At 58.4% G+C, this 12640-nt stretch carries 11 protein-coding genes; 3 read left to right on the plus strand and 8 right to left on the minus strand.

All coding sequences use genetic code 11. The features are described from left to right. Together EP28_RS08680 and EP28_RS08685 are read right to left on the minus strand one after the other, a co-directional pair. A partial coding sequence (locus EP28_RS08680) for an AAA family ATPase (protein ID WP_155118452.1) occupies window positions 1-305 on the minus strand: 305 nt, incomplete at its 3' end. A gap of 1184 nt (window positions 306-1489) precedes the next feature. Beyond that, window positions 1490-3655 carry a type B DNA-directed DNA polymerase gene (locus EP28_RS08685; protein WP_049983650.1) on the minus strand — a complete coding sequence of 722 codons (2166 nt, stop codon included), beginning with the start codon at window positions 3653-3655 and terminating at the stop codon, window positions 1490-1492. A 266-nt stretch (window positions 3656-3921) separates the two neighbouring features. Here EP28_RS08685 and EP28_RS08690 point away from each other — a divergent pair, with 266 nt between their 5' ends. The 3 genes from EP28_RS08690 to EP28_RS13715 all read left to right on the plus strand — a co-directional run bounded on the left by EP28_RS08690 (window position 3922) and on the right by EP28_RS13715 (window position 6335). Continuing rightward, complete coding sequence (locus EP28_RS08690) at window positions 3922-4875, plus strand: transcription initiation factor IIB (RefSeq protein ID WP_049983651.1); 954 nt, start codon at window positions 3922-3924, stop codon at window positions 4873-4875. Between the two features lie 369 nt (window positions 4876-5244). Continuing rightward, the gene (locus tag EP28_RS08695; RefSeq protein ID WP_230455290.1) at window positions 5245-5856 is read left to right on the plus strand and encodes a winged helix-turn-helix domain-containing protein; all 612 of its coding nucleotides are present in this window, start codon (window positions 5245-5247) and stop codon (window positions 5854-5856) included. Next, window positions 5853-6335, plus strand: coding sequence for a toxin-antitoxin system TumE family protein (locus EP28_RS13715; RefSeq protein ID WP_080506103.1), 483 nt, complete (start codon window positions 5853-5855; stop codon window positions 6333-6335). Before EP28_RS08695 ends, EP28_RS13715 begins: the two co-directional genes overlap by 4 nt. A gap of 80 nt (window positions 6336-6415) precedes the next feature. Here EP28_RS13715 and EP28_RS08700 read toward each other — a convergent pair whose 3' ends face one another. From EP28_RS08700 to EP28_RS08725, 6 genes are all read right to left on the minus strand, one after another. Beyond that, entirely contained in the window at window positions 6416-7063 is a 648-nt protein-coding gene (locus EP28_RS08700; protein WP_049983653.1) for a ribonuclease H-like domain-containing protein, read from the minus strand. Further along, window positions 7060-7380, minus strand: a complete 321-nt coding sequence (locus EP28_RS08705; protein ID WP_049983654.1) for a DUF8156 family protein — start codon at window positions 7378-7380, stop codon at window positions 7060-7062. Before EP28_RS08705 ends, EP28_RS08700 begins: the two co-directional genes overlap by 4 nt. 2 nt (window positions 7381-7382) lie before the next feature. After that, window positions 7383-8315: a hypothetical protein gene (locus tag EP28_RS08710; RefSeq protein WP_196219626.1), complete on the minus strand. Its 933-nt coding sequence runs from the start codon at window positions 8313-8315 to the stop codon at window positions 7383-7385. A 208-nt stretch (window positions 8316-8523) separates the two neighbouring features. Beyond that, window positions 8524-9210, minus strand: a complete 687-nt coding sequence (locus tag EP28_RS08715) for a hypothetical protein (protein ID WP_049983655.1) — start codon at window positions 9208-9210, stop codon at window positions 8524-8526. After that, window positions 9207-9884 (minus strand): helix-turn-helix domain-containing protein, encoded by a 678-nt coding sequence (locus EP28_RS08720; RefSeq protein ID WP_080506129.1) that lies wholly within the window; start codon window positions 9882-9884, stop codon window positions 9207-9209. Before EP28_RS08720 ends, EP28_RS08715 begins: the two co-directional genes overlap by 4 nt. Window positions 9885-10021: 137 nt before the next feature. Beyond that, entirely contained in the window at window positions 10022-11050 is a 1029-nt protein-coding gene (locus tag EP28_RS08725) for a Cdc6/Cdc18 family protein (protein ID WP_049983657.1), read from the minus strand. Between the last annotated feature and the right edge of the window lie 1590 nt (window positions 11051-12640).

Genomic DNA, 12640 nt, shown 5'->3' on the forward strand with positions numbered 1-12640 from the left:
CGGGCTCGTTCTGTGACGTGGCGAGCAACTAGTGACTTCCCGGTTCCCGTTTTGCCGTAAATAATCACGTTGTTGGGCGGATCGCCACGAACGATTGGCCTGAGTTCAGCAGCCACGGCCTTGATCTCGCCATCTCGGCCGACGATACGTCCGCTTTCAGGGACGTGACCAACCTTCAGCAGCTCCTTGCGAGCGAAAATGTTGGCTCGGTCGGGGTCGTCTTCATCAAAGTCGAAGAGGGGATCGTCAGCGGGATCCTCGTAGCGGCCGTCGAAGTCAGAGAGTTGGGACGGTTCCTCAGCCATCAATATCAGACATCGCGGATGGGACCTACTTAATGATTTGGCTACCTCGACCAGAGTGTAAATCGGGCTATGGTCGTCTTCTGATGTTTTGTCGCTGCCGTATCATCCTCACAAAGGGTCGAGTCGGTCCCGAGTGAAATCGGATTCGAAGCGTTCGTTACCGTCGCAGACCGGCACCCCTAATCCAGAGTGAAAACGCCGGACTGGAGCGGGTTTGACACACCCCTGATCAAGAGTGAATAGCCCTCCACCCGGTGAGCAGCGTAGTTGGTTGAGACGACACCCCCCGTCCAGAGTGTATCTCCCGAGCCGGGTAATCAATCATCTCTATGAGAGGACACAACGGCACTGGGTGTCTGACGCACGGCAGACACCCCTCGTCCAGAGTGAAACACCGGTGTGACGAGCTGGGGTGGAAAGTGAACCTCGAGTGATGGTGACGAGCGTTCGTCGGCACCCCAGTCAAGAGTGAAGACGCTGACCAGATCTCCAACCGAAGCAAAGCAGGGTACAACCGGAACTGTCGGGATTGGGTATCTTGATTCCGGTTGACGAGGAAGAACGAGAGATACCAATCCCGATTTCGGCTTTGATGCCGCTTAGCTGGTTAGCGAATAGTCAGAATGACGATTGTTCCTTCAACGTCTCATAATACACTGACGACGGAATCGAACCCCCACACCCCTCGTCCAGAGTGAAACGCTACGAGAGTCCCTCGGTTGACCGGGCGGAAACCACACGACGAGTCGGCTGGGAAGTGCCGAAATCACAGGGCATGAGACGTTTATCCCTCTAACAGCAGTCGTCACACAGCCAAGGATCCTCTAAACATACCAATCTACTTAGTATTACCTAGAAGTTTTATTACTACCTGCTCCTTACCACTCTCCAAGTGCATTCAGCACACAAATGAGGACGAAGGCGGCATTCGTCCGGGTGGTTTCGAACCGCTGCTCGTGTTCGCTGTTCCATTTCTTCCGTGTTCTCTCTTCTCAAGCAGTCTTTCCGTGATTCTTGCTGATCTTCTCTCACGAGAACCCCTATTTCCCGTGGACCTTACCCCACACCTCTGATTGTTTTTCACTCTGGACGAGGGGTGTGTGGGTGAGGTATTCTCTCCAGCTCCCTTCCGCGTCTCCACTCAGCATTAACCAACAAATCTCCCGATACCTCGATAGTGTTGGTTAACCTCTCTCAATCTCGGTGAAGGCGGCCAAGTCCGTTTCCCGAGTTTCCGCGATCTCGCGTTGAATCTCCGTCCGATCGCAGCCAAGCGGTGCCAGCACACTCTCGACAGCTCTGACGAGTTGCGTCTCGTAGTACGACGCATCGTACGACTCTATCTCTTCGTGGGCTAACGCGACTCGCTCTCGCGAGCTCTTCTCGTCGTCGATGACTACGTACTCGATGTCCTGTCCCGGGTGGACGGCGAGGTCCTGCTCTCGAGCCCGCTTCAGCGCCGCCACGTTCTGTGTGTTCTGCGTATATCCCTCCAGCGGCTTGGAGACACGATTCCGTTCGACGAGCTGCTCGACCGGCACCGTTCCAGCGTGGAGGCGCTTGATAGCATCCTGGAGACAGTCGAGTACGGCGTCTGGAGATCGAGTCGCGTCGAGCCGGCCGAGACAGTCCCGCTGGATGTCCTCGATGAACGGCGGGGTTGAGCGCTGCCGGGCTTCGATACCTCTGATCTTGAAGTCGTCGTCGCCGGCGACCTTCCCGAAGTACTTCGTCAACGCGCCGGCGTCGCTCTCGCGCTGCGGGACGAATGCCACCCAGTCGTAGTGAGCCTCGTGTTCGAGCCGAATCTCGACGCGTTCCGTGATCTCCGTCGTGAGCGTCTCGAGGTCCTCGCGGTCCTTGTCGTCGATGTCGGGGTCCGGCGTCACCCAGATGGAGTCGACGATGCCGTGGACGACCCGCCAGCCGCCAGTTTCCAGTCGCTGTTTCGCCGTCAGCAGAATCTCGCGAGCGAACGCGTTGATCGCCTCGTGGCACTCGATGCGGCCGAACTTCGCGTTGCTGAACCCCTGATAGCCGAAGCACGCGACGAGGATCCACTTCAGCGCTCCCGACCGTCCCTCGAGTTCCGCCAGTCGGTCCTCGTCGGGGTCGTCCCGTTCCTTCTCGCGACGGATGGCCGCCTTGATCTCGTCGCGAGCGTCGATGATCGGCTGTAGCACGTCGACGAGGTAGCCCCGGTCGTCGCAGATCGAGTATCCGAGGCCGGGGACGTCGTCGCGATCGCTGTGGCAGTCACACCGGATGACGTCCGGCGAGACGTTCCGGGTACAGATGATGTTCGGGTACAACGAGGAGAAGTCGAGTTCGTGGACGTTCTCGTGAAGCCCGACCTTGGGTGCGAAGATGAAGCCGCCGCGGTCGGCGTCGTGGAGCGTCCCCATCGGTTTGTAGAACTCGTGGCGCCAGGAGTTCCACGGGACGAGGACACCGCGGTCGTGGGCCTCGCAGATCTGAATCGCCGTGAGGACGTTCCCGATCGACGCCCACGCAAGTTCCTGGACGGGCTTTTTCGAGCGCGACACGAGGTCGAGGACGCCGTCGAGGTTCGTCTCCCCGTAGAAGAACGTGTTCGACTCGTCGATGATCGCCCGGCCGGGGATGTTGTACCGCGCCGGCGAGTGGCCGACGCGGCCGTAACTCGAGTACGTCGACCGGCTCGCGAGCTGCTGGTAGTCGACGTCCGGCCACCGACTCAGCGAGAAGTCGTCGACGCCGGCAGCCGTCGCCATTTCGTACAGGGTCGGGACGATCTCGCTCGTCGAGCAGACCAGGACATCCGGATCGTGCGCTTCGAGTGCCCCTTGGACGGCGGTCAGGATATCCGTCGGCGAGCCGGTGACGGTGTCGCCGGCGACGGACAGTTTCTCGTAGACATCGTTGCTCGTTTCGGTCACCGGGACGCTGAGCCGGAGCGTCGACAGCTCGCTCGCCGGCGTCGGATCGGCGCCGGTCTCCAGACAGTACCGGAACTCTCGCGAGAAGTCGACGTTGAAACAGGCGAGATCCCCGACTGGATAGTCCGACAGCTGGCGTGCCTGCCGGGCGAGTGGGGTGACGCGGTCGATGTGGGCGACGTCGACGGCGAGGACTGATTCCTCGTCCCGTCGAAAGCCCGGCCGTCGCGTAACCATCTCGGTCGCGACGACGTCCGGGTGCTGGTCGTACACCGACTGGAGTGTCGTGAGGTCGAGGTCGGTCTCTGGGTCGCGAGCGGCGACGTAGAAGCGCGGGGTGTACTTGTCTCGTTCTGTTGCGACGGCGCCGTCGGCTGTTGTCTCCCACTCCAGGACGCGGCCGTCGTCCAGAAAGTCGATGGTAAATGGCATTTTCCAACCCTCTCTCCGGAAACACGGCGCTGTCTCATAGCCGATGGCGTGTCGATTCCGGATTTCGGAGAAGGGAGGGATTAGTCCGTATGCCGCCGAAGTTGGTGGTTAGCGTCTGTCGGACTGATTTCCAGCTTGTTTCCGAGATGCCGGTTTGGCGTGATGCTACTAGTCGCCGGTATAAGCTAATCCGCACTGCGATCTGTCTCTCTTTGGCCGGTGACAAGCAAAGGCCTATATATACTTACTAGGTTGTCATATGGTGAATGGAACGGGCGACTCGGGAACGTGAAAAGGAACAGCGTGAGCAAGCACAAACGAACGACGAGGCACAGCAGTGCCCGGAGTGCAACTCATCCAACGTGATCACCGATCAGAGCGAACGAGTCTGTGAGGATTGCGGGCTCGTTCTTGAGGACGACCAAATCGATCACGGCCCGGAGTGGCGGGCGTTCAACTCCTCAGAGCGCGACCAGAAATCACGCGTGGGCGCGCCGACGACGAAAACGATGCACGATAAGGGGTTGACGACCCAGATCGACTGGAAGGACAAGGACGCCTACGGTCGCTCACTTGACGCGAAGAAACGCAACCAGATGCACCGCCTCCGCAAATGGCAGGAGCGCATCCGGACGAAGGACGCGGGCGAACGCAACCTCCAGTTCGCGCTCTCGGAGACCGATCGGATGGCGTCCGCGCTTGGCGTCCCACGTAGTGTTCGCGAGGTTGCCTCGGTCATCTATCGGCGCGCGCTCAACGAGGACCTCATCCGTGGGCGCTCCATCGAGGGCGTCGCAACTGCCTGCCTCTACGCCGCCTGCCGCCAGGAGGGCATCCCGCGAACCCTCGAAGAAGTGACGGAAGTCGCCCGCATCGACCAGAAGGAAATCGGACGAACGTATCGCTACGTCGCCCACGAACTCTCCCTCGAAATTCAGCCAACCGACCCCAAGGAATACCTCCCCCGCTTCGCAAGCGACCTCAACCTTTCCGAGGAAACCATCGCGAAGGCCCGCGAAATCATCGACACCTCCGCCGAACAAGGATTACTCTCCGGGAAATCACCATCCGGATTTGCGGCCGCCGCCATCTACGCGGCAAGCCTCCTCTGCAACGAGAAGAAAACCCAGCGCGAAGTCGCCGACGTCGCGAACGTCACCGAAGTCACCATCCGCAACCGCTACCAGGAACAGATCGAAGCGATGGGCTTGGGAGTGTAATCTTCTATTCGCATCCACCCGAGAGACGTTACCTTGTGTTCAAGCGCGTCGTGGATCTCCTGGCCCAAACCTCGATCAACCTCTAGTCCGTATTGCCCGCGATCGGCAACGCCGAGTAGTTCGTCGATAGCGACTCTCGCTCGATTGACGATGCGATCCTGCCTGAGCAATACATCGAACCCCTCCCCAAGGCCGACGGCGATTCCGCACTAGCTTCGTTTCATCTGTGGAACTAGGGACATTCCAACCTAAATGGCGAGTTTACGTCGAAGAGCGAATCGAAACGCTGTGGGAACGGCAGTAGGCAGCCAAGAGAACAAAATATTGTCCCACAGATTATTATGCTGCCCTCTCGTTGTTTGGTATATCATGTCCGAGGAGATGGCCCCAGCCAATCGAATGATTCCGGATGGCGGGACCGAACACCGCGACGTAAACGATGTCGTCGAAGAAGACTGGATTGAGGAGACGACGCCGTTTGAACGAGTGTACGAAATCATCCGCACTACCTACGACCCTGCGTCCGCCGGAGAGATCGCCGACCGCGCCCGCGTCTCGGCAACCACGGCACGGAAGCACTTGCGAACGCTCGAAAGCGCTGGCGAAGTAACAACCTCCCAAGACGGGCAGACGACGTGCTATCGACGATCGGAAACAGCGATTGTCACCGAACATGCACAGTCGCTGCTCGCGGAACTGTCCCCCGAAGAGATCGCGTCCGGTGTTGCGGATATGAAGGCACAGATACAGGAATGGCGTGAGGAGTATGATGTCGATTCACCCGAAGAATTCGCCCGCGAACGAGACGTCGACGACGTCGATAGCGACTACGGTGCCCTCCTCACGGAATGGCAAACGACGCGACGCAACCTCGCACTCGCACAAGCAACACTCGCAATCGGTGAAGCAAGCAATACGGGCCACCTGACTGGCACAGATCCCGACGATGAGGGCGATAGCGATACCTCCATCGTCGTATGACCAGCGACGAGACCCCCTCTCAACAGTCTCAGCCGGTCGAGCAATCCGAGGTATTTGGGCCTATTGACCCCGGGGCGTTGCGTGAGATTCGAGACCTGATCATGGAGCAGGAGCCGCTGGCCGAGACAGCGTCACTAGACGATCCGTTGAATCCACAGACGCTCTCGGTCGAACTGTCCGATGGAGTCGGTGCAGCGTCAACCGCTCGGATCGACATCCGGTGGAGTCTAACCGAAAACTATGCGGTCCACTACACGGACGACCGGAATCAGAATTTCCGGTTCGATTGCCACCCGAAACCGGACGCGCCGAGACGACACTTCCATCCACCACCCGACGCTCCGAGTCGTCCCGTCGAGGAATCCTGTATTGCTGTGTCTGAGACCGGCCTTGTGACACGAGCGATTCTCCAACGATGGCGATACGCCTATACCAACGAGACGTTCGAAGGGATCAACGATGCTGAGAACCCGCCATAGCTTGATTCTTAGACGATAGGCGTGTCCGCCTTGTCCTACTGGCGGGGGACTCGTGTTTTCGGAACGGGTACAACTAGCCCTCAGACGATTGGTTCGAGCGATTTCATCGAGAAATCCGACTTCGAGCAGTACTGTTCTGCAAGTTCCATCAACGCTCGAGTTCGTCGGATATCGGCGACGTTGTGGATGATGAGTGGCTCGTAGGCGCCCTCCTCCCACGCAGTGACTGCCTCACTACTGTCGGTAAATGGATCGACCTCGTTCATTCCGGCGCCGATCAGTTCCTCGTAGACGCCACTCAGCGTATCCTCACTCGTATTGAAGCGTGTCTCGAAGACATCCATCACGTCGACGTATGGCAGCGTTCCAAAGGGCCACTCGAGCCCGTGGGTACAGAGACGAGTCCGGAGAAACGGCAAGTCAAATCCCCCGTTCCACCGTTCACCGTTGTACGCGACGAGCTTTGCATCGCGTTGGGTGAGTGTCGACGTGACGAACGTCGCCAGTTCGTTCAGGAGTTCCTGTTCGCTGTCGTGGAGTGAGAGCTGTATGGGTGTCTGGAGGGTGTCGTTGAGCCGATCTGTGAAGCCTGCTTGTGGTGTCGTTCCGTCTATATTGAGAAACACTCGCGACGAGACCGTCGAGTCGAACCCAACTACTGTGAGTTCGTCATCGGTCTCGAACCCCGTTGTTTCGATGTCGAAGGCGATTGTCGTCAACTCAGTCATTCTGCACCTCCAGTGTCACCTTCGGCAGGCGATTGCTGCTGTTTTCCTCCAGTTTCCGAAAGCCGTTCCTCAAGCTCTGTCAGGCGTTCCTCGTGGTCGTCGAGGCGGGCCTCCTGTTCGAGATCGATGCTAAGCAGCGACGGCAGCAGCGGATTCTGGTGGTTCAACAGCCCGCTCGCGTCGGCGTGCTCGCGGGCGTACTCGAACAGCCGGTCAAGGCGCGGCTGGTCGCGACGCCGCAGTGCCCGCCGGAACTCCGCCCACCGCTCTTCGATGGCCCGCAGTGCATCCCGGTACGTCGGGTTTGTGCGCCCCATCGCTATCGGCCTCCTGTCCCGGTCGCGGTCCACGCATCGAGCAAGGGGTCCGCGGTGGCCGCCACCGTCTTACCGTCAGCTGTGACGCCCTCCGGAGTCGGCGTCGACGGCGTCGGCGTCGTCGGTTCCACGCCGACCTGCGTGGCGCGTGCCGCGAGCAGCTGCCGCCAGTACGCGAATGTCGTCTGGTAGTACGCGCCGTCATCGACGGGATAGACGAGTGTCTCGAAGTTCTCGCCGACGACCCGTGGCCCCATCCGAGTTTGCTCGCACTCGAGGTGCTGGTCGGCGACCGTCGCGATTGACTCGGTGAATTCGTTTCGTTCGTTACGCGTAACGAGCACCGGGATGTCGTACCCCTCGGCGTAGGTCGCTAACCGGGCAAGGGTGCGGGCTTGGAGGGTTTTCGCGTGTGTTTCGCCGAGGGTATCGTCGGTGCGATACTGGGCGTCGACGGCCGGGGCGACGATGAGGGCGGGTGTGTGGGACGACGTGTCCTCGTCACGACTCGGTTCCCCTCGACCGGCTGCCCGGGCGTCGGCGGTGGATGTCTGGATTACCTTATTCACTGCCGTCGGGAGATCACAGACGGCGCCGTAGTGTTGGTAGGCGGTAAATCCACGGGCGACGTGAATTCGGTTGAGCAACCGTTGACTAGGGGCGATTTGGGCGAGTGTCGTCGTCGTCGCGTGTCCGTTTGTGTCGACCCAGAAGGCGGGCCCGTCGTGTAGGAGGAGATGGTCGAGCACGAGCGACTGCAGGATCGGGACGCCGCGGCCTCCTTCGACGTCGAGCAGGGTGATGCCGTTGTCGAGCTGCGGCAGCAGCATCTCGTCCGTAGCCGGATCGGCCTGGTCAGCGAGGGACCGATTGCGGTCAGCTCCTCGTGTCGGCTGGTCCACCGCTAATCGGTTCGACGTTGAGTGTTCTCTCATACTCGACTAGTTGTCTACGTTCCCGATAAGCCGCGGCGTGGCGCTTCCGCGTTTCAGGGAAGGCACGAGACAGGTGGGAAACTTGTTCCCAGTCGTCGGGTTTCTGTGGATAGCTAATGGTTTCCGAGAACGTTTCCAGAACTGAGTTCCCCCGTATTGGAGAGTTAACCAACAAAACGAGTTTTCGTGTATTCTGTTGGTTAATACGTCACAGCTGGTTTCGCTGCTCGGCTAGGAACGAAACGAGGTTGTCAACCGCGTCTGCTGGCAGTTCCTCTTGTCGGAAGACGCCCTTGAACGAGTCTTCGAACCCATCTTCTTCAAGTCGATTCAGGACCATCTCGATCTGTTTATCGAGCTTCTCCGGGTCGCCACGGTGGACGTGTCGCTCGATGCGGTCGAAATCCGCACGCAAGCTAATCACGACGAGGTCGCGGGTATCGGCCTTTCGCCCGCTGTGGAGTTTCATCGCGAACAGCAGGGCCGGTTCCGGGATTCGCCCGTCCAGGTCGTCGGCGACGTCAAGTGATTCGATGGTACTGTGTTCGTGAAGATAGCGGTACGACCACTCCGCGTCCGTCTGTCGACATCCCATCGCATCTACGAGTGCCTCGAATTTGACGGTGTTCGCTCCGACCCCCTTTGTGTATTGAACAATTCGCCCGTCGTACTCGTTCGAGACGTCCTGCTCGAACTGTTTCTCGTATCCGAGGTCACGAAGGAGGATATCGTAGTCGTCGAGTGCAGTGTCCGGAATCACGGTGTCGATATCGGTCGTAAACCGTGTTTGGAACGCGGACACTGCCCAGCCGCCAACGAGAACATACGGCAGTTCGGCATCCTGGACCGCGCGATGCGTGTCAATCAGCTCGGATTGTCGCTCGGGAAGACTCATTCCATCTGTTCGTTCGCACTTATGGCACTGTGATGTGATGCATCGATGTCCCTGTTGTACTCGTTGGCGATGATCTCCAAGGCGGGCTCGTATGCTGGCCGATTCTCCATCATCTGGCTGACGGTATCGTCCAACGGGATGACGGGGTTACCGTCGACCCACTCGGCGTCGATCTCGCCGGTCTTGGGGAACAACACGTAGTGAACGTTTCCGTCGACGTCGTTGGCATCCGGGCGCTCGTTGATCGTCGTGTCGACGCCAAACTGCTGGAAGAACGCAATCCACCGTTCGACGTCACGGTCGTGCACTTCGATGAACACCGGATAGTCGTCGTGGCTCCGCGCGATCTGGAAGCCGCCGTGTGTCCAGACGTATGCCGCGTCAATTTCCGTGTACGCGAACTCCATTCCGGCGAAGTGTGGAATGACGTACGCGTCTTCCTGAGAGATGGTGTCGCGGCTGTGCAACGCAGCCATCATCTCGGCGTACTGCTGGCGCATCTCGTGATCGACGACCTGGATTCCATTATCAGTATTAGCGATAACTTCTGCGTCATCTAACCGCTCAACCCAGTCGTACACCCACGAGTATGAGACGTCGATCTTGCTCGCGATACGGTTGATAGAATCGCCACGCTGGATGGCTAACACAATTTTCGCAGCGGTGGCATCCATTAACTCGTTCATTATTGAAATCACCTCCTGCTTGCGCTGTCGCTTTCCGCTTCTAGATATCTCTATCGAGATACCAATACATAGAACTTCCGCCTAAATCGGCTACCTGCGGGACGTGCGTACGCGACCCTTCCCGATTACTGCATCGGCGATGCAGCTGCCGAGTCAACGAGCGAGTACTCTCGGTCTCGACTTGTGCCCTCTGCCTCGAGGAGGTTGTACTGTTCCATCTTGGAGAGGTACGTCCGAACGGTTCGTTTCGTCCGTGGGTCGTCAACCGCCTCTGTGTAGCGGTCGTGAATCTCGCTTGGTCCGAGCGGGCCGTGCTCACGAACGATGTCGTAGACAGCCCGCTGATGGGGCGTGAGCGAATCGAGACTTCGTTGTTTAATCTGAGCACGGGCGTCGTCAGCCGAGTCGCGGAGGATGTCGTCAGTAATCTGTTCTTGATTTTCGCGGTCGGCCGTGCTGGCTGCCGTCCGGAGGATGCCGATTGCGAGGCGGGCGTCGCCGGCGGCCGCGTCGGCGATTCGGTAAAGCTGGTCGTCGGTGATGACGTCCTCGTTGAGGCCCCACTTGGCGCGAGCACGCAGAATGTCGTACAGCTGCTCGTCGTGGTACTTGTCCATCCGGACGTGTTCGCTGGAGCGCAGGCGACTCACGAGGCGGTCGTCGACGCGGCTGAACAGCTCCTCTTCCTTGTTCGCGATGCAGATGATCGCGAACTGTGGGAGGCTGTGGAGGTCGTAGATGACGCTGGGGTCTTCGAGCTGGTCGACCTCATCGAGGATGACGACGGTTCGTGCGCCGTCGTGCTGTTGGAGGCGGTCGACGAGTTCGTCGTGGGGCGTCGACTGGCGGTGGATGTCGATGGTCGCGCCGAGGTCGTCGAGGATTTGGTAGAGCGTGCGGAACCGAGTGTAGTTGCGCCAGCAGTTGACGTAGATGGCCTCAACGTCGAGAACTTCTTCCCGAAGTCGTTCCGTGACGAATTTCGAGATACAGGTTTTCCCCGTTCCGCTGGGTCCGGTGACGATAGCTGTGTCGGCTGGTTCTCCGTTCGTGATGGGCTCGAGAACGCTGGAGAGGTGGTTGACTTCGGCGTCGCGATGCTCGACTTCTCGAGGGACGAACCCGGCGCGGAGGACGCGAGCATCGCGGATCATCTGTCTGTGGTCGTCTCATTTTTCGTCTACCCCTAAAAGCGTGACCGGGTCGTTTCCGGAAACGACCCAAGTAACACCACAAGAGCAATCTCAATTCCTACGCTGTCACTCGATTCCTGTTTACGGAAAACTAGGGCTTCCGGGAATTTCCGGAATCGGATCTCAGCCAATAAGCATCTCATCAGATGGGGAAGAACGCGTTACATCAGGGGCCCTAGTCGGCGGCTTTGTACCCGATAGTGTGGCTAAGGCCACCAATTCAAAACACTCCCCACGCCCCGCTCAGCCTCCAGCCGAAACCGGCCCCAGACACGCAGTCCCCTCGGAAATCCTGCTGAAAGAAGCACGAAATAGAGAACCTAACTCCATAGGGTGGACGTTTTTCCACGGCCGTATATTGTCCGTGGATAATGGCGTTTGCGACCTGTCCAAACTGCGGGTATCGGCTGGTGAAGGCGAAACGCCGAGAGATTATTGAGCAGGAACCGAGCTATATTTTCGAGTGCTCCGAATGCGGACACGAATGGTCAAAACCGATTTTGTGACCGTGAAGGCCGATACGTAACAGCACTTCTCTACAGGACTCCACGGGATTGCGCGTCGTGGCCGGCGATTTCTGGTATGTACACACGAAACCACGAATCTCGTGTGAACGAGATATCTTGTAGATCGACCCGGAGATACGCTTTCACTCTTGTTTTCAGAAATGTATGGCTGTGGTAGTTCTGCTGTTCACACGACGGGCAATCCACGAGTAATTTGAAGCTATTGAGGTAAACCGAACTTAACCAACAAACTGAGTGAACTACACCAGATGTTGGTTAAACTCTCTATGGGTATCTAACGGCTTCGTGCTCCCTATCACTTACCCGTCCGGCGTGGCAATCGACGATCTCAGATGGACCTCGGAGACTCGCTGCACCACGACTCAGCTGTAAACCAGGATCTTCCCCCGATGCAGTGCGATGCGTGCGAGTCAGCCCTCCAGTCCCCAGACCGGCATATGCTGTCATTCCTGCTTCTCGACCAGCTTACAGCTCCACTTATCGGCTGTGACGACCACCTACAGCAGTTCGCTTCGACCTGTGGATACACGTCGGAGGCATCCGCTGACCTCCTCAACCACCGGCCTGCTGGCGGCGTGAGCTGTCCCAGTTGCGGCCTCGCAGCACATACGCCACACCAGCCGCTCGTCCCGGTTGGGGACGGTGCTGTCGCGATTCTCACCTGCCCGAAGCATCAAACCGAGATTATCAACCGATTCCATACTGGTCTCGACACACAGCAGCAACTGACAGCCCAAATTAACACGGCTGCCCACCATGACGTTTCATAGCGAGGTTGTTCACTCGTCTGCTAGCATTTCTAGGTCTTCAGACATGTCCGCAGAGCTCCGCCACTGATGCATAGTCCTCGTCATCAAGTGCTAGCAGAAATGCGAGAAGGTCATCTCAAAGAGAAGGCTCACGTTGTCAATGTTTTCCAAATCTATCGATGCGATTTTCGTGAGTTCATCGATTTGGACGAGTGGTGCAGAATCTTTGTCAGCCATTTTGTTCAGGGCTACCGTCACACTGACCCGCGGTAGTC

Source organism: Halorubrum sp. BV1, from assembly GCF_000746205.1.
Lineage (GTDB): Archaea > Halobacteriota > Halobacteria > Halobacteriales > Haloferacaceae > Halorubrum.